The sequence below is a fragment of the Sphingomonas sp. BK235 genome (assembly GCF_004345855.1).
In the GTDB taxonomy this organism is placed as follows: domain Bacteria; phylum Pseudomonadota; class Alphaproteobacteria; order Sphingomonadales; family Sphingomonadaceae; genus Sphingomonas.
In genome coordinates, this window is the sequence record NZ_SLXN01000010.1 from 17,344 (window position 1) to 36,862 (window position 19,519).

At 72.1% G+C, this 19,519-nt stretch carries 17 protein-coding genes; 3 read left to right on the forward strand and 14 right to left on the reverse strand.

Annotation, left to right across the window (positions count from 1 at the left end; genetic code table 11):
• The first annotated feature begins 38 nt into the window (after positions 1-38).
• The 3 genes from EV292_RS19275 to EV292_RS19285 all read left to right on the forward strand — a co-directional run bounded on the left by EV292_RS19275 (position 39) and on the right by EV292_RS19285 (position 1,880).
• Positions 39-419 (forward strand): hypothetical protein, encoded by a 381-nt coding sequence (locus EV292_RS19275; RefSeq protein WP_132910895.1) that lies wholly within the window; start codon positions 39-41, stop codon positions 417-419.
• Positions 420-533: 114 nt separating this feature from the next.
• Positions 534-863, forward strand: coding sequence for a UrcA family protein (locus EV292_RS19280; RefSeq protein ID WP_207913488.1), 330 nt, complete (start codon positions 534-536; stop codon positions 861-863).
• 159 nt (positions 864-1,022) lie between these two features.
• Positions 1,023-1,880: an MBL fold metallo-hydrolase gene (locus tag EV292_RS19285; RefSeq protein WP_243693867.1), complete on the forward strand. Its 858-nt coding sequence runs from the start codon at positions 1,023-1,025 to the stop codon at positions 1,878-1,880.
• Here the strand turns inward: EV292_RS19285 and EV292_RS19290 are convergent.
• From EV292_RS19290 to EV292_RS19355, 14 genes are all read right to left on the reverse strand, one after another.
• Positions 1,877-2,791: a YncE family protein gene (locus EV292_RS19290; protein WP_132910963.1), complete on the reverse strand. Its 915-nt coding sequence runs from the start codon at positions 2,789-2,791 to the stop codon at positions 1,877-1,879. The two genes, EV292_RS19285 and EV292_RS19290, sit on opposite strands and share 4 nt — an antisense overlap.
• Positions 2,792-2,820: 29 nt before the next feature.
• The gene (locus EV292_RS19295; RefSeq protein ID WP_132910898.1) at positions 2,821-3,714 is read right to left on the reverse strand and encodes a sterol desaturase family protein; all 894 of its coding nucleotides are present in this window, start codon (positions 3,712-3,714) and stop codon (positions 2,821-2,823) included.
• Between the two features lie 91 nt (positions 3,715-3,805).
• A complete protein-coding gene (locus EV292_RS19300) occupies positions 3,806-5,383 on the reverse strand; it encodes a sulfotransferase (RefSeq protein WP_132910899.1) in 1,578 nt (525 codons plus the stop codon).
• Between the two features lie 7 nt (positions 5,384-5,390).
• Complete coding sequence (locus tag EV292_RS19305) at positions 5,391-6,320, reverse strand: DNA-binding response regulator (protein WP_132910900.1); 930 nt, start codon at positions 6,318-6,320, stop codon at positions 5,391-5,393.
• Positions 6,307-7,779, reverse strand: coding sequence for a hybrid sensor histidine kinase/response regulator (locus tag EV292_RS19310; protein ID WP_243693868.1), 1,473 nt, complete (start codon positions 7,777-7,779; stop codon positions 6,307-6,309). Before EV292_RS19310 ends, EV292_RS19305 begins: the two co-directional genes overlap by 14 nt.
• Positions 7,776-9,560 carry an allophanate hydrolase gene (gene atzF / locus EV292_RS19315; protein ID WP_132910902.1) on the reverse strand — a complete coding sequence of 595 codons (1,785 nt, stop codon included), beginning with the start codon at positions 9,558-9,560 and terminating at the stop codon, positions 7,776-7,778. The genes EV292_RS19310 and atzF overlap by 4 nt, the downstream gene beginning before the upstream one ends.
• Positions 9,557-13,165, reverse strand: a complete 3,609-nt coding sequence (gene uca / locus EV292_RS19320; RefSeq protein ID WP_132910903.1) for an urea carboxylase — start codon at positions 13,163-13,165, stop codon at positions 9,557-9,559. Before uca ends, atzF begins: the two co-directional genes overlap by 4 nt.
• Positions 13,165-13,791, reverse strand: a complete 627-nt coding sequence (locus EV292_RS19325; protein ID WP_132910904.1) for an urea amidolyase associated protein UAAP2 — start codon at positions 13,789-13,791, stop codon at positions 13,165-13,167. The genes uca and EV292_RS19325 overlap by 1 nt, the downstream gene beginning before the upstream one ends.
• Positions 13,792-13,801: 10 nt before the next feature.
• On the reverse strand, positions 13,802-14,611 hold the full coding sequence (locus tag EV292_RS19330) for an urea amidolyase associated protein UAAP1 (protein WP_132910905.1): 810 nt from the start codon (positions 14,609-14,611) through the stop codon (positions 13,802-13,804).
• Positions 14,608-15,399 carry an ABC transporter ATP-binding protein gene (locus EV292_RS19335; RefSeq protein ID WP_132910906.1) on the reverse strand — a complete coding sequence of 264 codons (792 nt, stop codon included), beginning with the start codon at positions 15,397-15,399 and terminating at the stop codon, positions 14,608-14,610. Before EV292_RS19335 ends, EV292_RS19330 begins: the two co-directional genes overlap by 4 nt.
• The gene (locus EV292_RS19340; RefSeq protein WP_132910907.1) at positions 15,396-16,214 is read right to left on the reverse strand and encodes an ABC transporter permease subunit; all 819 of its coding nucleotides are present in this window, start codon (positions 16,212-16,214) and stop codon (positions 15,396-15,398) included. The genes EV292_RS19335 and EV292_RS19340 overlap by 4 nt, the downstream gene beginning before the upstream one ends.
• 172 nt (positions 16,215-16,386) lie before the next feature.
• Positions 16,387-17,484 (reverse strand): putative urea ABC transporter substrate-binding protein, encoded by a 1,098-nt coding sequence (locus EV292_RS19345; protein ID WP_132910908.1) that lies wholly within the window; start codon positions 17,482-17,484, stop codon positions 16,387-16,389.
• 159 nt (positions 17,485-17,643) lie between these two features.
• Positions 17,644-18,585, reverse strand: coding sequence for a LysR family transcriptional regulator (locus EV292_RS19350; RefSeq protein ID WP_132910909.1), 942 nt, complete (start codon positions 18,583-18,585; stop codon positions 17,644-17,646).
• 310 nt (positions 18,586-18,895) lie between these two features.
• Positions 18,896-19,507 carry a hypothetical protein gene (locus tag EV292_RS19355; protein ID WP_132910910.1) on the reverse strand — a complete coding sequence of 204 codons (612 nt, stop codon included), beginning with the start codon at positions 19,505-19,507 and terminating at the stop codon, positions 18,896-18,898.
• Positions 19,508-19,519 lie beyond the last annotated feature (12 nt).

Below are 19,519 nucleotides of genomic sequence, written 5' to 3' on the forward strand. Positions count from 1 at the left end.
CATGTCGGACGCGCCGCGCGCGGGTCTATGCCCGTCGCATGGCTCGCACCGTCCCTCTCGCGATCACCGCCTGCGCGATGCTCGCGGCCGGGGTGCCAGCGGCAGCCGAGCGTCCGGCCAGTGCGCGGCTGGTCCATTGCGGCGCCGAGACCTGCCTGCGACTCTCCGGCCAGCGCGCCGGAGTGGCGATCGCGGTGCGGGTAGACGGCCGCGACCTGCCCGTCACCGGTGAGCGTTCGTGGCAGGCGACGGTGCCGCTCGCGGAGGCGCGGGCCTGGCGGCTCACCCGCGGCTATGCGGTGCGGGTCACGCTGGTCGATCGCGCCGACGGGGCGGAGCGCACCGTGGCGGTGGCGGTGCCGCCGGGCGCGCTCGGCGCGCACGTGGAGCTGGCGTCGCTGATCGTTCGCGCGCGCTGACCCCGCCCGGGACGCTACGTCCTCCGCCCCGTGCTTGTGCCCGCGCGGGCGCGATCCTACATGGCTGCGACCCGATCGCCGGAGAGCGATGGGCAGCGATGCAGGAGATTGAGGATGAAGATCGGTCTGGCCGCATGTGCCGCAATCCTGATGGCCACGCCCGCGCTCGCCGCGCCTGGCGCCGACCCGCTCTCGGCCGAGAGCAGCGTGCTCAACCTGCGCGGCATCGATCTCACCAGCGTCGAGGGGCAGCAGCGTCTCGCCATCCGCATGGACCGGGTCGCCGACACCGTCTGCGGGCAGGGGATGAGCAGCGTCCATCTCGCGCTCGCCGCGCAGGCGCGAGAGTGCCGCGCCGACGTGCTCAGCGACATGCGCGGCCGGGTCGCCGCGGCGACCGCGGCGCGTGACAGCGGCGCCGCGACCCAGCTCGCGATGCGCTGACCGGTGGACGCGGTCGATCGCCGGCCGATCGCCCGCACCGCCTCGTCAAACGGCGTATGGTGACGAGCGAGTCGGGGCGGCACGTTCCGGCTCATGTCCCTTTCCCTCCCCTCTCGGACCGGGCGCCGGTCGCTGACGCGACCGCGCTCGATCGCACGCGTGCTCGTCGCTTGCCTCCTGCTCGGCGCGGCGCCGGCGGCGGCGCCGCGCTTCGTCCCCTGGATCGACGGCACCGCCGACGAGCCGGAGACGCAGGTCCAGCGCATCGATCCCGACACATACGTCATCCGCCAGTCGGTGCGGACGAATTTCGAGGCACCCTTCCTCTACCTGCTGTTCGGGCGCGACCGCGCGCTGCTGATCGACACCGGGGCTGGCGGGCTGCGCGTGCGGCCCACCGTCGATCGGCTGATCGCCACGTGGCGCGGCGCGCACGCGGACCGGCCGGTGCGGCTGATCGTCGCGCACTCGCACGGCCACGGTGACCATCACGCCGGTGACGCCGAGTTCGCCGACCGGCCCGACACCCGGCTGGTCGGGCTGTCGCCCGGCGCGGTCGCGGCCTTCTTCGGCCTCCGCGACTGGCCCGAGCAGGTCGGCCGCTACGATCTCGGTGGGCGCGTGCTGCGCATCGTGCCGACGCCGGGGCACGAGCCCGCGCACATCATGGTCTATGACGAGCGGACACGGCTGCTCTTCTCCGGCGACATGCTCTACCCTGGCCGGCTCTACGTGCCGCGCGACCAGACCGCGGTGTTCCGCGCCAGCGCCGACCGGCTCGCGCGGTTCGCGCGGCAGCACCCCGTCCGCGCGCTGCTCGGCGCGCACGTCGAGATGACACGCACGCCCGGCGAGGACTATGCGATGCACGCGCCCGCCCATCCGGACGAGCACGGGCTCGCGCTGCCGCCCGCCGCTATCGCCGAGCTCGACCGCGCGGTGACGGCCGCGCTGTCGCTCGAGATCGACCGGCACGCCGACTTCATCGTCTACCCCGTCGCGCCGCGCGCGCCTTAGTCCCCGATCCGGCCGGGCTTCTCCCACCACGACAGGGTGTGCGCGTCGTGCGCGCTGGTCCACAGCCCGGCGCGCGTGTAGCGCAGCGCGCCGCTGCCCGCCGCCTGGCCGACGCGCGCGGTGATCGCGAGCGAGACCGGGTCGATCACGACGAAGGTCTGCCCGGCGGTGGTGCGCAGCCAGATCTTGCCGCCGCCCGCGTCGATGTCGCCGTACTGGAGCGTCGAGTCGACCTTGACCCGCCCCGTCACGTCGCCGCTCGCCGGATCGATCCGCGCGACGGTGCCGTCGCCCTGCTCCTGTACCCACACGGCGCCCTCGCCCGCGACCAGGAAGCCGGGTTCGCGCCCCAACGCGGTGCGGTGGACGACGCTGTTGCTGGGCGGATCGATCTTCTGCAGGCTCTGCCCGGCCGCGCTGACCGCCCAGAGCGCGCCCATGCCGAACGACAGGTAGAAGGTGCCGGGATCGACCGCGATCGACGCGGCCACGCGGTCGGTGGCGGGATCGATCCGCGCGACCGCCCCCGCGGCGTCGCTCGCCACCCAGATCGAGCCGTCGCCCGCGACGACGTTGAGCTCACCCTTGGGATTGGCGATCCCGGTCGGGATGGTGGCGGTGATCGTGGCGGTGCGCAGGTCGATCCGGTTGACGCTGAGCGCGGCGCAGTCCGCCACCCAGAGCGACCCGTCGGCGATCGCCATCGCGCCGCAGGGCCGCGCCATTGCCACCTCGGCCAGCTTGCCGCGCCGCGACCAGCGCTCCACGCGGCCCCTGTTCGTCGCCCAGACCGAGCCGCCGTCGACCGCGAGGAAGTCCGCGAAGCCGGGGACCTGGATCACCTGCTCGCGCGGGGTCGCCGTCCGGCCCGGCGCAGGCGCCGCGCCCGCCAGCAGCGCGAACAATCCCATCGTCGCCGCGTGCGCCGCCGCTCGCGACGTCAAGCGGCGGCCCCCGCGCCGTCGCGCTCACGCCGTTCGTCGCGCGTCGTATAGCGCGCGATCAGCGGGCGCGCGGGGAAGAGGAACTGCTCGCCGATCGAGAGCCGCCGGCGCTCGTCCTGCCCGACGATCTCGGCCTCGCCCTCGCCGAAGGTGCCGAAGATCCGATCCAGCAGGATCAGCGAGTTGCCATAGTTGCACCGCGTCTCCGCATAGCCGGTCGAGTGGTGCAGGCTGTGGTGGCGGATGGTGGTGAAGACGAAGGCGTACCAGCGCGGCGGGTCGAACCGCGTGTTGGCGTGCGCGAAGGTGGAGACCACCGCCAGCACGTTGAGCGCGCAGAACATCGCCGGCTGCGGCAGGTCGAACAGCGCCAGCACGCTGAGGCTGATCAGGAACAGCTCGATCGGGTTGCCGACCGCGCCCTTCATCGCGTTGAGCTGGGTGAGGTGATGGTGCGGCGCGTGGGTCGACCAGAAGAACGCCTGATTGTGCATCAAGCGGTGCATCCAATATTGCCCGAACTCGACCAGGAACACTGCCAGCGCCACCTGCGCCACGAACGGCAGATGCATCGCCCATAGCGTCGTGATCCCGAGCCCGTGCTTCAGCGCGGTCAGCGGCTCGTCGGCGAGCGTCTTCGACGCCCAGGCGATCACGGTGTAGCTCAGCGTCACGTAGAAGACGTCGGTGAGGAACTCGCGCCAGGTGAGCCGCCAGCTGGCGTGTCGCTCGTTGACCCATTCGAGCGCCTGGATCACCGCGGTGGTCGACAGAGTCGCGATCACGATCGACCAGGCGCTCCCCGTCCATGCCGCCGGTGCGAGCGCCCAGAACAGCAGCACGGCCACGACCATCACCGGCTGCACGTAGCTCATCATCGCCTGCTTCATCGTCACCTGCCCGAGCGCATCAGCGTCATGTTAGGGAGGCTAGAACAAGCCCCGCGTAACTCGCAGGTGGGCGAATGACGTAGCCGATGCGTCAGTCGACCGGGATGCCGTGTTGGCGGAGGAAGGCGCGCGCCGGTTCCAGCGCATCGGCATGACGGCGCCAGCGCCCGACCGCGTCGCGGTACAGCGGGCGGCGCACCTGCGCGGCGCTGGGCGTGGCCACCGGCGCGGCGTTCGCCTGGAAGTCGAGGCAGGCGTCGGACCAGCTCAGCCCACAATGGTCGAGCAGCCCGCGCGTCTGTCCCGCCTGATCGTCGACCAGCGCCTCGTAGCCGAGCTCGAGTACGCGCCCCGGCAGCGCGGCGCGCCAGATCGCCATCAGCCGGTCGAAGCGCTGGTAGTAAGCGGCGGTGTCGAGCAGGTCGTAGCTATAGTCGTAGTAGCGCGAGCCGATCGCGAACAGGTTGCGGAAGTTGGCGAGCACGGTGTCGAGCGGGTCGCGGCGCAGGCACACGATCGCCGCCTCCGGCAGCGCGCGCGCGATCAGACCGAGGTAGAGGAAGTTGCCGGGAAATTTGTCGACGAACCGGGGTCGGCGGCCCGGCACGTGCGGCGCGGAGCGGGCGAGATAGTCGCGACCGATCGCGCCGGCGTCGGCGTGCGCCGCGGCGCGGATCGTATCGGGGTCGAGCACTCGCCGGCCGCGCGTACCCGCGGCCGTCTTGACCGCGAGCGGCAGTGCCTGCAGCTCCCCGGCGCTCTCCACGTCGGGGTGCGAGGACAGGATGCGATCGACCAAAGTGGTGCCGGTGCGCGGCATGCCGACGACGAAGATCGGCGCCGCGCCGGGCGGGTCGGATGTCGCTCGCGCGGCGGGAGCCGCCCAGCACGCCTCGATCGCATCGAAGACCGCTTCGTCGTCGGCGAAGCGATAGGGCAGCGTGGCGCGATGCTCGGCGTTGGCCTGTGCCAGCATCGCGAAGGCGGCGTGCGGGTCGGCGAGGTCGTCCAGCTCCTTGGCCAGCGCGTAGCCGAGCAGCAGCCGGTCGCGCGGCGCGGTGGCGGCGGCGTGCGCGGCGGTGAGGCGGTCGACGTGGTGGCGCTCGGGGGTCTGCCGCCGCAGTCCGGCGAGCAGGTGATGCGCGCGCGCATCCCCCGGCGCGCGCGCGATCAGCGCCTCCAGCGCGTCCTCGGCCTCTGCCTGTCGCCCGACGAAGCTCAGCGCGGCGGCGAGATTGTAGCGGAAGGCGGCATTCGTCGGCTCGAGCCGGACCGCCGCGGCGAAGTGCGGCAGCGAGGCGGCATGGTCGCCCAGCCGCGCGTAGACGCAGCCCATCGTGTCGCGCCCCAGCGCATCCGGCGGCCGCGCAGTCTCGGCCTTGGCGAGCGCGTGCGCGGCGGCATCGTCACGCCGCACCAGCGTGTACAGCCGCGCGAGCTGGGCGTGATACTCGCCGCGGCCATCGCGCGCGGCCGCCTGCTCGATCAGCGCGATACCGCCGCTCACCTTGCCGAGCATCGCGGTCGCCAGACCGGCGAGAAAGAAGGCCTCGGCGGCGTCGGGCGCGGCGTGGCGCCAGCGGTCGGCCGCGGCGAGCGCCGCCGCGATCTCGCCGCGCGCCAGGGCGCCGCGGATCGCGGTGGCGGTAGCATCGGGCGGTCGGGCCATCGTCGGTCTATCGTGTCAGTGTGGTGACCGCGATCGCGGTCGCCGACGCGCGATTCTCCACCCCCATCTTCTCGAAGATCTGCTCGAGATGCTTGTTCACCGTGCGCGGGCTGATCTGGAGGATCTCGCTGACCTCGCGGTTGGGCTTGCCGCGGCTGATCCACAGCAGCACCTCGGCCTCGCGCGAGGTCAGGCCGTGCTGCGCGGCGAGGATCGTCTTCTCCTCGCCCTCGTGGCGCTCGGACAGGCGGAACACCCACTGCGCCGCGGGCGTGCAGCGCAGCAGCCCGGCCTCCAGCGTGCGCTCGCCCGCGGACACGCTGATCCGCGCGCCCGGCGCCGGGGCGCTCGCCTGGAGCTGGCGCAGCGCGGCGGCGAAGGGCGCGGGCAGGGTGCCCGACGCCGCCGACCAGCCGGGGAACAGCCGCTCGAGCATCGCGCCCGCCACGGGGGTCAGCCACTGCGGCTCGCCCGCGCGATCGACTGCCAGCGCGGGCCGCCCGCTGGTGTCGAGCGCAAGCTGGCTGCCATGCGCGACTCGCGCCGTGGCGAGATGGACGCGGATACGCGCGAGCAGCTCGTCGAGCTCGATCGGCTTGCTGACGAAGTCGATGCCGCCGGCGTCGAGCGCGCGCACGACATGCTCGGTCTCGGTCAGACCGGTCATGAAGATGATCGGCAGGTGCTGGAAGGCGGGATTGGCCTTGATCTGCCGCGTCGTCTCGAAGCCGTCGGGCTGCGGCATCACCGCGTCCATCAGGATCAGGTCGGGCGTGACCCGCTTGAGCAGATCGAGCGCGGCGCGCCCGTCGATCGCGATCAGCACGCTCATGCCCGCGTCCTCCAGCGTGCCGGTGAGAAAACGCAGCGCCTCGGGCGTGTCGTCCACCACCAGGACGACAGGTCGCGGCGGGTCGGTCGGGTCAGCGCGTCGCATCGTCGAGGGTACCGAGCAGCGCGCGCAGGTCGAAGTCGCCGAGCTGCCGCCGCAGCACCGCCGCCAGCGCACCGGCGGCGGGGATCGCACCCGCGAGATCCTCGATCGCGCGCTCGACGCCGCGCACATGCCCGACCTCGGCGAATTCGCGCACGCAGGCGAGCAGCGGTGCGGCCTCGGGTGGGAGGCCGGCCCCGGGCGGGGCGGGGGCGGGCGGAGCGGCGGGCGTGACCGGCTCGGCCTCCTCCCAGCAAAGGCCAAGCTGCGTGCCGACCAGCGCGACGAGCCTGTCCAGCTCGACCGGCTTGGTGACGAAGGCGTCGTGGCTGCTGCGCCCGTCCCCGCCGGCGCGGAAGGCGTGCGCGTCGGCCGAGACCATGACGATGCGCAGCGCCGCGCCGTGCGCCGCGCGCAGCCGCTCGGCGACCTGCCAGCCGTTGAGCCCTGGCATCTGGATGTCGAGCAGGACGATGTCGGGGGCGACCTCGGCGGCGCGCGCGATGCCGTCCGTCCCGTCCGCGGCGGCGTGGACGACGAAGCCGAGCCCGCCGAGCAGCGCGCGCAGGATGTGGCGCTGCGCGGGGTCGTCGTCGATCACCAGCACGGTGCGACGCGGCCCCTCATAGCCGATGATCCGCCCGCGCCGCCCGCTCGCGCGCGCCGGCGTTGCGGGCGATGGCAGCATGGCGCGGAAGCGGAACGTGCTGCCGGCCCCCGGCGTGCTGGTCACCGCGACGTCGCCGCCCAGCACGCGGGCGAGCACGCGGGTGATGGCGAGGCCCAGCCCGATGCCGGGCTGGCGCTGCGCCGCCGCGAGGCTGCCGCGGTCGAACGGCTCGAACACGCGCTCGAGGTCCTCGGGCGGGATGCCGATGCCGGTGTCGATCACCGCGATGTCGGCGACCTGGCTGCGGTATCCCACCGCCAGCGTGACCTGACCCGCGGGCGTGTATTTGATCGCGTTGGAGACGAGGTTGATGAGGATCTGCCGCAGCCTCTTCTCGTCCGCCTTGACCTGCTCGGGCAGCCGGTCGCGCACGTCGAGCGTCAGCGTCAGCCCCTTGGCGCTCGCCTGCATGCGGAACATGTCGACGACGTGCTGGAGCAAGGCGCGCAGGTCGACGAGGTCCTGCCGGATCGTCAGCACGCCGCTCTCGATCCGCGAGATCTCGAGCAGCCCCTCGACCAGGTTGGTGACATGCTCGGCCGAGCGGCGGATGATCGTGCCCGCCTCCGCGCCCGAGAGGCTCTCGTCGCGCTCGAGCAGCTGGGCATAGCCGTAGATGACGTTGAGCGGCGAGCGGATCTCGTGGCTGACCGCGACGAGGTAGCGCGTCTTGGCCTCGTTGGCCGCCTCGGCCGACTCCCGCGCGCGCCGCAGCTCGGCCAGCGCGCGCGCGTGCGCGGCGGGCTCGGCGCCGAGCGGCGCGCCGTCGAAGGGGTCGGCCGCGGCGGTCACGCCCCGGCCGGGCGGGAGAGACCGTCGATGTACGCGCGCCAGCCGCCCAGCGCGGTGATGTCGCGCGCGCCCTCGATCGCGCGCGGCTCGGCGACGAAGCCCTTGACGACCGACCCGTCCGCGAGCGTCACCGAGCCGATCGCGAGCGGCGCGGGCACCTCGACCACGAAGCTGCCGAACGCGGCGACGTCGAGCTCATACACCTCGACCGCGATCGCGGCGCCGTCGGCGGCGTGGATCAGCGCGGGCTTGGGCGGGGTGCTGTTCGCGATCGCGTACAGCCGGTAGCTGGGCGCGGTGGTGGTGGCGGCGACCAGCCGCGCGTCGCGCGAGGTGAGTTGCCAGTGCAGCGGCATGCCCTCGAGATGGGCGCCGACGACGGCGAGTTTCACTGTGTCCATGCGATCCTCGATGTGGAGGGGAGGGGGAGGGGGGAGCGCGGCGGCGTCGAGATAGGCCTGCCCGGCGTCGAGCAGGCCCGTGTCGCTCCACGCCGGCGCGATCAGCGTGACGCCGAAGCCGGTGCCATTGTCGCGCCAGCCCGCCGGCACCGCCAGCGCGGCCATGTCGAGCAGGTTCACGAAATTGGTGTAGAGCCCGAGGTTGCTGTTGAGCGCGACCGGCGCCGCGCGCATCTCGGCGATGCGATAGATCGTCGGCGCGGTGGGCAGCGCGAGCAGGTCGACGCGCTGCCACATCTCGTCCGCCGCGCGCTGCAGCTCGGCGAGGCGGTACTGGCCGCGGAACACGTCCACGCCGCTGGTCGCGCGCCCCTCGTCGAGGATGGCGCGGACGGTCGGGTCGAACGCCGCGGGGCGCTCGTCGAGCAGCGGCAGCGCCGCGGCGACCCGCTCGGCCACCCATGGACCGCCGTAGAGCAGCAGCGCCGCCTCGCGCAGCGGGGTCATGTCGAGCTCGACCAGCTCGGCCCCCCGCGCGGCGAGCGTCGCCAGCGCGCGCTCGTACAGCCGCTCCGCCGCGGCGTCGCCGAGGAAGAGCCGCTGGTCGCGCCGCGGCACGCCGACGCGGCGCGGCGCGAGCGCGCGCTCCTCGCCGCTGCGCGAATACGGGTCGACCGGATCGAAGCCGGCGACCACCGCGTCGACGATCCGCGCGTCCGCGATCGTGTGGGTGAGCACGGTGATACAGTCGAGTGTGCGGCAGGCGGGCACCAGCCCCGTCGTGCTCCACCGCCCCTTGGTCGGCTTCAATCCGACCAGCCCGTTGAAGGCGGCGGGGACGCGACCCGACCCCGCGGTGTCGGTGCCGAGCGCGAAGGCGACCAGCCCCGCCGCGACCGCCACCGCCGAGCCCGAGCTCGACCCGCCGCTGACATAGGCGCGGTTGAACACGCAGGCGGGCGCGCCATAGGGGCTGCGCGTGCCGTTGAGCCCAGTGGCGAACTGGTCGAGGTTGGCCTTGCCCAGCGGCACCGCCCCCGCGGCGATCAGGCGCTCGACGACTTCCGCGGACGCACCGGGCGTATAGGCGAAGTCGGGGCAGGCGGCGGTGGTCGGCACGCCGGCGAGGTCGATATTGTCCTTGATCGCGAAGGGCACGCCCGCGAGCGGCAGCGTCTCGCCCGCCGCCACGCGCGCGTCGACCGCGGCGGCGGCGCGCAGCACCGCCTCCTCGCCCAGCCGCGTGATCCAGACCGCGGGCTGCACCTCGGCATAAGCGGCGATCCGCGCCAGTGCGTCGCGCGCGACCGCGACCGCGCTGGTCGCGCTGGCGTTGACCGCGGCGGCGATGGGGCCGACCTCGAAGCGCAGGTCGCTCATGCCACCTCCACCGCCAGCATCGCGCGGCCGGGCGAGAGCGCCTGTTTCTCCTGCACGTAGATGCCGCGCACGACCCCGCTGACCGGGCTGATCACCGCCGATTCCATCTTCATCGCCTCGATGATCGCGATCGTGTCGCCCGCGCTCACGCGCGCGCCGTCGGCGACGAGCAGCTTCCACAGGCTGCCGCCGAACGGCGCCTCTACCATCTCGCAGCCGTCGGGCAGCACGATCTCGGCGTCGCTCGCGGCAGAGTCCGCCTCCTCGGTCAGCGCGGCGACGCGATCGAACTCGCCGTCGCGCTCCCAGGCGGCGCGCTCCGCGTCGAAGGCGGCCTGGCGCCGCGCCTGAAAGGCGTCGATCGTGTCGGCGTTCTCGGCGAGGAAGGCGCGATAGTCGGCGAGGCGGAACACCTCCTCCTCGATCCGGATCGCGCGCCGGCCCAGCGGGAAGTCGCGCCGCCACTCGGTCAGCTCGTCGTGGCTGACCGGGAAGAAGCGGACCCGGTCGAAGAAGCGCAGCAGCCAGGGCTTGCCGTCGCGGAAGGCGTCGGTCTGCCGCCACGCGTTCCACACCTGGATGGTGCGGCCGAACAGCTGATAGCCCCCCGGTCCCTCCATGCCGTAGATGCACATGTACGCGCCGCCGATCCCGACCACGTTGGGCGGGGTCCAGGTCCGCGCCGGATTGTATTTGGTGGTGACGAGGCGGTGGCGCGGGTCGATCGGGGTCGCCACCGGCGCGCCGAGATAGACGTCGCCCAGCCCCATCACGAGATAGTCGGCATCGAAGACGATCCGCTTGACCTCGTCGATGCTGCCCAGCCCGTTGACGCGGCGGATGAACTCGATGTTGTCGGGGCACCAGGGCGCGTCGTCGCGCACCGACTCCATATATTTGTCGATCGTCTGGTAGATCGCCGGGTCCTGCCACGACAGCGGCAGGTGGACGACGCGCGAGGGGATCTCGAAATCGTCGAGCCCGCCCAGCCGCTCCTCGGCCGCGACCAAGGCGTCGAGCAGCGCCGCCTGCGACAGAAGCCGGCTGTCATAGTGGAGCTGGAGCGAGCGGATCCCCGGCGTCACGTCGATGATGCCGGGCAGGCCGACGCGCTCGACCTCGAGCATCAACGCATGGACGCGCAGACGCAGCTCGAGGTCGAGCGTGATCGGGCCGTACTCGACCAGGAGGTTGCGGTCGCCCTGCTGGCGATAGGTCACCGCCGGGCGCACGCCCTCCGCCGTGATCCGGTGCAGCACCGGCGAGCCGAGCGCGCCTAGGGGGGCAGGCTCACTCGCCGCGCCGGCGAGCGTGGCGACCAGCGCGTCCTGCGCGCGCTCGGCGGCGGCGGCGCTGGCCTCGTCGATCGGTGCGAAGCGCACGCTGTCGCCGGGGGCGAGCTGGCCGACCTTCCACAGGTCCGCCTGCGCGACGACGAAGGGGCAGACGAACCCGCCGAGCGACGGCCCGTCCGGCCCGAGGATGATCGGCATGTCGCCGGTGAAGTCCACCGCGCCGATCGCATAGGCGTTGTCGTGGATATTCGACGGGTGGAGCCCCGCCTCGCCGCCGTCCTGGCGCGCCCATTCGGGCTTGGGGCCGAGCAGGCGGACGCCGGTGCGGTTGGAGTTGTAATGCACCTTCCACGCCGTCTCGCGCAGCATCGCGATGTCGCCGGGCGTGAAGAAATCCGGTGCGCCGTGCGGGCCGTAGAGCACGCGCAGCGTCCAGTCGCGCGTGATCGCGGGGCGGTCGGCGGGGGCAAGCGCGCCCGCGTCCGGCAGATCGGCCGGGGTGCGCGACAGGTGGAGCGTGTCGCCGGTCATCACCGCGCGGCCGGCGTGGCCGCCGAACTCCCCCAGCGTGAAGGCGCTACGGCTGCCGAGATACAGCGGCACGTCGAGCCCGCCCGCGACGAGGATGTAGCCGCGCATCCCCGCGCCGGTGACGCGGCCGATCTTGAGCGTCTGACCCGCGGCGACGTCGACGGGCGCGTAGCAGCCGAGCGGCACGCCATCGAGCGTCGCGCCGAAGTCGGCGCCGGTCAGGCAGATCCGCGCCGCCGCGTTGAACAGCAAGGTCGGCCCGGCCGCGGTGATCTCCAGCCCGGCCGCATCCTCGGCATTGCCGACCAGCCGGTTGCCGAGCCGAAAGGCGAGCGAGTCCATCGGCCCCGAGGGCGGCACGCCGACGTGCCAAAGGTGCAGCCGGCCGGGATAGTCCTGCACCGTGGTCGAGGCGCCGCCCGCGAGCACGCGGATCGTCCGCGGCGTATAGGCGATGTCGGCGAGCGCGCGCGTTGACACCGCGCCGCCGGTGAAGACGTCGGAACGCACCACATTGCGCAGCCAGTCGAGGTTGGTCTCGATCCCGGCGATGCTGGTGCGGTCGAGCGCGTCCTGGATCGCGGCGACCGCGGCGTCGCGCGTCGGCGCGGTGACGATCAGCTTGGCCAGCATCGGGTCGTACCAGGCCGACACCTCGGTCCCCGCCGCGACCCAGGTGTCGACGCGCGGCCCCTCCGGGAAGGTGACGCCGACGAGCCGGCCCGAACTGGGGCGGTAGTCCTGTGCCGGGTCCTCGGCATAGAGGCGCACCTGGATCGAGGCGCCCCGCGGCGCCGCGACGAACCCGCCCAGAAAGCCGAAGTCGCCCGCCGCGCCGCGCACCATCCACTCGACCAGATCGACGCCGGTCACCTGCTCGGTGACGCCGTGCTCGACCTGGAGCCGGGTGTTGACCTCGAGGAAGAAGAAGTCGTCGCGCTCGGCGTCGTAGAGGAACTCGACCGTGCCGGCCGAGCGGTAGGACGCGGCCGCCGTGAGCCGCACCGCGGCGTCGATCAGCGCCTGCCGCGTCGCGGGCGGGAGCAGCGGGGCGGGAGTCTCCTCGACCACCTTCTGGTTGCGCCGCTGGAGCGAGCAGTCGCGCTCGCCGAGCGCGACGACATGGCCCGCGCCGTCGCCGAACACCTGCACCTCGATGTGTCGCGCGCGCGCGACATAGCGTTCGAGGAAGACGCCGCCGTCGCCGAAATTGCCCGCGCCGAGCCGCGCCACGGTGGCGAAGCCGTCGCGCACGTCGGCGGCATCGGCGCAGACCTTCATGCCGATGCCGCCGCCCCCCGCGGTCGCCTTGAGGATCACCGGATAGCCGATCCGCTCCGCCGCCGCGATCGCCGCCGCCTCGTCGCGCAGCAGGTCGGTGCCGGGGGCGAGCGGCACGCCCTGCGCGGCGGCGAGGTCGCGCGCGGTGTGCTTGAGCCCGAAGGCGCGGATATTGTCGGGCGTCGGGCCGATGAAGACGATCCCGCGCGCCGCGCAGGCCTCGGCGAAGGCGGTGTTCTCCGAGAGGAAGCCGTAGCCGGGGTGGATCGCCTCCGCCCCGGTCGCCTCCGCCGCGGCGAGGATGGCGGCAACGTCGAGATAGCTCTCGGCCGCGGGCGCGGGGCCGATGCGGACCGCCTCGTCGGCCTGCGCGACATGCGCCGAGCCTGCGTCGGCGTCGCTGAACACCGCGACCGAGCCGACGCCCATCTGCTTGAGCGTCCGAATGATGCGACAGGCGATCGCGCCGCGGTTGGCGATCAGGACCTTGGTGAACATCAGCCGATCACCTGCATGCGTACGGGCGTGGGATTGAAGCCGTTGCAGGGATTGTTGATCTGCGGGCAGTTGGAGACGACGACGATCACGTCCATCTCGGCGCGCAGCTCCACCGTGAGCCCCGGCGCGGAGATGCCGTCGACGATCCCGAGCGTCCCGTCGGCCTCAACCGGCACGTTCATGAAGAAGTTGATGTTCGACACCATGTCGCGCTTGCCGCGGCCGGCGCGAGTGTTGGCGTCGAGGAAATTGTCGACGCAGCTGTGCTGCGCCTTGGTGTGGTGGCCGTAGCGCAGGGTGTTCGACTCGCACGAGCAGGCGCCGCCGATCGTGTCGTGATAGGCGACGCTGGTGGCGGTGATCGTCATCATCGCGCGCGCCTCGTTGGACAGCAGCACCGCGCCCTCGCGCAGGAAGATGTTGCGCTGCGCCGCGATCGTGTCCTGCGCGCTGTAGCGCTCGGCGTCGTCGTCGGCGGCGTACATCAGGAAGTCGACCGCCTGGTTGCCCTCGAGATCGATGATGCGCAGCGTCTCGCCGGCGTCGACTCGGTGCATCCACGGCGCGCGCGCGGGCACCACCTCGTCGTGGCGGAGCGTGCCGGGGCGGGGAAGGTCAAGGCTCATGTCGCTCCCTTCAGCGCGCGTAGAGGTCGTCGGTGTTGAGAAAGGCGCGCTCGCCCTCGGGCGTGGCGTGGCGCATCGGGTCGTCCGCGGCGGCGGGCGCGCCGCGCCACGCGGTCGCGCGCAGCGGCGTGACGGTATAGTCGGCGCGCGGGTCGAGCACGTGCGGGCAGTTGGCGAGCACGACGATCAGCTCCATCTCGGCGCGCAGCAGCAGCGTGCGCCCGGGCGCGAACGGCCCGACCTGCGGCTCGGTGGTGCCGTCCTCGGCGACGCGGACGCCCTTGAACCAGGTGACGCAGGGGTGGACGTCCTTGCGCCCCAGCCCGTGCTTGGCGACCGCGAGCAGGAAGCGGTCGCGCGCGTTGGGGTGGGGGCCGTAATTGGCGCCGTCGCCATAGGCGCGCGCGTTCGAGGCCGCGGTGGAGGCGCCGCAGAAGGCGTCGTGCGTGCCGGCGTCGTCCTCCAGGATCGTCATCATCACGCGGCCGAGGTCGGAGAGCAGCAGCCGCCCCGCGCCGAGATAGCCGTTCCACTGCACCTTGAGCGTGTCGGCGACGTTGAGCCGCTCGGTCGGCATGTCGGCGTTGAACAGCAGCATCGCGGCGCAGGCGTCGCCCGCGACGTCGACCAGCCGCAGCCGCGTGCCGCGCGCCAGCCGCCGCGCCGCATAGCCGCCCGACGCGATCGTCTCCTCCCACACCACGCCCTCGGGCGCGTCGGCGGCGGCGGCGGGGAGTGTCGGCATGGCCTCGACGCGGGTGCCCGCCATGGCGCGGGCGTGGTCGCGGGCGCCGGCGGGATCGGCGGTATTAGTCGTCATGCGAGGTCTCTCTGCGGAAGGTCGTCGCCGCCGAGCGCCTCGACCAGCGCCGGCGGCGGCAGGGTCTTGCGGTCGAGCGACAGGTCGTAGGTGACGGTGGCGCCGTAGCGGTGCGGCGCGTGCGGGTCGTGGCGGCGCTTGTCGAAGGCGAGCACGCGCGTGCCGAGCTTGAACGCCTCGCCGATGTCGTGCGTGACCATCAGGATGGTCAGCCCGTGCTCCTGCCACAGCCGCGTGATCAGCGCGTGCATGTCGAGCCGGATGCCGGGATCGAGCGCGCCGAACGGCTCGTCGAGCAGCAGCACGCGCGGGTGCTTGACCAACGCCTGCGCGATCGCCAGCCGCTGCTGCATGCCGCCCGACATCTGCGCGGGATAGACGTGCAGGCTGTGCTCGAGCCCGACCGCGGCGAGCATCGCGGCGGCAGTGTCGCGCGCTTCTCGGCGGCGCGCGCCGAACAGCCGCGCGGTCAGCGGCGCGCCGGCGCACTCGATCCCGAACAGCACGTTCTGCAGCGCGGTGAGGTGCGGGAACACCGAGTAGCGCTGGAACACGACGCCGCGGTCCGGCCCGCACTCGGCGCGCATCGCGGTGCCGCCGAGCAGCACCTGCCCGCGCGTCGGCGCTTCCTGGCCGAGGATCAGTCGGAGGAAGGTGCTCTTGCCCGCGCCCGACGGGCCGACGACCGCGACGAAGCCGCCCTGGTCGAGCTGGAGCGAGACGCGCTCGAGCACGATCTTCTCGCCATATTCGACCCAGACGTTGCGGAGCTCGACCAGCGCGCTCACCGGCCACCCCTGTGCGCCCAGGGGAAGGCGCGGCGGCTCACCAGCAGCAGCAGCGCGTCCGCGGCGATCGCGAGCAGCGAGATCCAGGCGACATAGGGGAGGATGATGTCCATCGCGAAGTAGCGCCGGACCAGGAAGATGCGGTAGCCGAGCCCGACATCGGCGGCGACCGCCTCGGCCGCGATCAGGAATACCCAGGCGGGCCCGAGCGACAGCCGCAGCGCCTCGATCAGCCGCGGCATCAGCTGCGGCAGCGCCACGCGCAGCGCGAGCTGCCAGCTGTTGGCACCGAGCGTCTGCGCCTTGGCGATCTGCTCGGCCGGCAGCCCGGTGACGAAGCCGGTGAGGTCGCGCGTCATGAAGGGCGCGACGCCGATCGCGATCAGCGCGATCTTGGACGCCTCATCGAGCCCGAGCACGATGAACAGGATCGGCAGCACCGCCACCGGCGGGATCACCGCGATGATCGCGATCACCGGGCCGAGCAGCGCGCGGGCGAGCGGCACGACGCCGAGCAGCAGCCCCAGCACCAGCGCGCTGCCCGTGGCGATGGCGAGACCGAGGCCGAGCCGATACAGGCTCGCCAGCGTGTCGGCGACGATGACGATGCGGTCGCTGGCGGGATCGCGGTCGGTGCTGAAGCCGTGGATCGCCTCCGCCATCGCGGAGAAGGTGGGCAGCAGCTTGTCCGCCGGGTTGGCGGCGTGGCGGGCCTGCGAGGCGACGAGGTAGACGAGCAGCAGCGCCACGATCGGCACCGCGCCGAGCAGCAGCCGCGCGCCGCGTCGCGGGCGCAGGTCGACCAGACGTGTCACGCGCGACCCGCCATGGGCGCGGTGGTCCGCCGCCCGTTGCCTGATCCGTCGCTAAGGTCGCGTCGCTCGCCCATCTCGTTCCCGTCGTCACCCACGTCGATCGCGGGCATGGTTCCTCGATCGCCGCGACCCTTCGGTCCGGCGTCCGTCGCTCGGTCGTCCGGCTGCGCGGCTACAGCTTCCCGTCCGCCGCCATCTTCATGTAGCTGGGATCGAACCGCAGCTTCACGTTCTTCGGATCACCCAGCGACTTGCCGCCGGCGAAGCTGATGCCGATCGCGTCCACGGACTTCGCGCTCGGACCGAACAATCCGTGCGCGAAGCTGAACTGGCGCACGCGGTCGGTCACGGTGACGAGGTCGGGGTCGGCGGCATAGGCCGCGGCGTCCTGCGCGCGCGCGTAGAGGTGCGTCGTCTTGAGCTGATCGTCGAAGCTCTGCGGCGTGGTCCCGGCGGCCTTGGCCATCGCGGCGCGCGCGGCGCGGCCCGCCGCGTCGTCGCGCGTCATGATCGCCATCGTCTCGTACCAGATGCCGGCCAGTGCCTTGCCCAGGTTCGGGTTGGCGCGCAGCGTCTCGGTGCTGACGTTGAGCGTGTCGAGGATCTCGTTCGGGATCTTCGAGCTGTCGAACACCTCGGTGGCGCCCTTGGCAGTGCGGATCGTGGCGAGCTGCGGGTTCCAGGTGGCGACCGCGTCGACGCTGGGTGAGGCGAAGGCGCCGACGATGTCGGCGTCGCCGGTGTTCACCGTCTTCACGTCCGACAGCTTCATCCCGCTCAACTCCAGCCCGCGCGCGAGCAGGAAGTGCGACACCGACAGTTCGACCAGCTTGACCGAGCGGCCCTTGATGTCGGCCATCGAGCGCGCGTTCTTCAGTACGACGCCGTCGTTGCCGTCCGAATAATCACCGATCAGCAGTACGGTGGTATCGCGGCCGCCGGCGGCGGGGATGGTCAGCGCGTCCATCGTGGTCGAGACCACGCCGTCGAGCTTGCCCGCGGCATATTGATTCACCGACTCGACATAGTCGTTGACCTGCACCAGGCGAATAGAAATGCCGTATTTGTCGGCCCATTTCTTCACGATGCCGGCCTGTTGCGCGTAGGGCCACGGCATCCAGCCAGTGTAGATCGACCAGCCGACGGTGAAGTCCTTTTTCGCCACCCCCGCGGTCTCACCGCCCGACCCTGCCGGCCCGCTACCGCAGCCGGTCAGCGCGAGGGAGAGCGCGACCGCCGCTGCGCCGCTGAACCATCGTCGTGCTGCCATCCAGGAACCCCCATCATCGCCTCGCCGCTGTCGCCCGTCCGCCGATCCCGTAGAACAAGGGAGCGGCGGCGATCCCGCGGCGGCATGGTCAGGTGCACGTTGCCGGCCGTCTGCTCATTGATGAAGATCGAAAATGGTGATGAAAGCCATCAATCTCATCTATGACCTGTGTTGCGCGCGACGGCGCCGCAGCACCTCGTCGAGGAACAGCTGGGTCGGGGTGTCGCGCGTTCCCTCGGCGCGGGCGAGCAGGAAGATGTCGTAGAACGGCTCCATGTCGGGATGGAGCAGCGGCCAGAGCTGGCGCTGCTCGACTGCCTGCCGCGCCGCCATCACTGGCAGGAAGCCGATGCCCACGCCCAGCGTGATCAGGCGCTTGGCCTCGTTGATGTCCTCGGCGCGACCGGTCGCGCGCGCGCCGAGCCGGTAGCGGCGGCGCAGCCGCGTGACGGTGTCGAGCTCGTCCTCGCCCGTGAGCACGAAGCCCTCGTCCTTGAGCTCGCCGAGCCGCTCGACGCGGTGGCCGAACAGCGGATGGCTGCGCGCGCAATAGAGCTGCTGGCGCTCAACGAAGAGCGGCTCGTAGAGCAGGCCGCCGCGCACGTTGCTGTCATAGCCGACGCCGATCTCGGCCTCGCCCTGCTCGAGCGCGTCGAGCACCGCGCGCCACGGCGACACGCGCAGCTCGATGTGGATGTGCGGGTTGCGACGATGGAAGCTCGCGATCGACTCGTCGAACTCGGGCGAGGTGACCGCCGAGATCAACTGGATCCGCACCGCGCCCTCGACCCGCCGCGTCGCCTGCGCGACCTGGTGCGGCACCATGCGCGCGGTCTCCAGCATCTCCTCGCACAGGCCAAGCAGCGCGCTGCCCGCCGCGGTGGTCTTGATCCCCGTGGGCGAACGCTCGAGCAGCTGGACGCCGACCTGCTCCTCCAGTCGCTTCAGCGCCGCGCTGATGCTGGGCTGCTGCTTGTGCAGCTTGCGTGCCGCGGCACCGATGCCGCCGGCACGGACGATCTCGACGAAGGTGCGCAGCAGATTCCAATCGACACGGCTGGCGAAATGCTTGTCCAGCCCCGCTCCACGATCCACCAACATCCTGCTCCCGTTCGTCCGCGGCTTTATCTTACGGGCGAGCGACTTAGGCGCAACGCGGTCGCGGCGAGCGAGGTCTGCGCCCGGCGCGCGCGAGCGACTGTCTTATCCGAGCGGAACCGTATGCCCGCGCACGCGGGGGGCGCAGAGCGGCAGGCGCTGACGTTGGTCGCCTCCGGCGCCGCGTTCGTGATACCTGTGCGACACCGGCCCGACCGTACGGATAACCATGGACCCGCGATGACGCGTTGGTTTTGTAGCGGTTCCGCCGTCGCTGGAGCAGGCGGCCAGTCCAATCGCGGTGGCGCAGACCCTAGAGCGCGGACAGCCGCGTCGTGAACAGCCGCCTGACGAGGCGCGCCTGTCCGATCCGGCCGACCAGGTAGAGCACCGAGAAGATGCCGGCGAAGATATAGGCCGCCGTCGGCCGGGGCTTGTCGTCGTCGTCCTTGCTCTTCGGATCCTTCTTCTTCGGTTTCTCGGGCGCGGGCGCGCCGAGGAAGGTGTCGATTGGGCTCATCGGCAGCGCCGCCTTCGCTTCTTCCCGCTTCTCCTTGGCCGCGATCTCGGCCGGGGTGGGCTTGTTATACTCGCCGACGATCACCGTGAGCCGCGCGACGGCGAGGAACAACAGCGGCGCGAGGAAGCAGAACAGCAGCGCCCGGCTGGTCAGATGGTAGCGCAGCACCGACGCGTCGGCACCGCGCTCGACCCGCAGCTCGCCGCCGTCGAACACCGCCATGCGGTCCTGTGCGGCCTGGTCGCGCTTGCGGAAGCGGAGCCGGCTGCCGTCGTGCTGTCGCGTCGTGCCCGTCTCGCGGAACAGCGGGTCGAGGCGGGCGAAGACCTCGTCGCCTGTCTGCCCGGGGGGCAGCGCCAGGCTTCCCTTCACGTGCCAGATCCATTGTACCAGGCGGTGGTTCATCGCTGTTCCTCT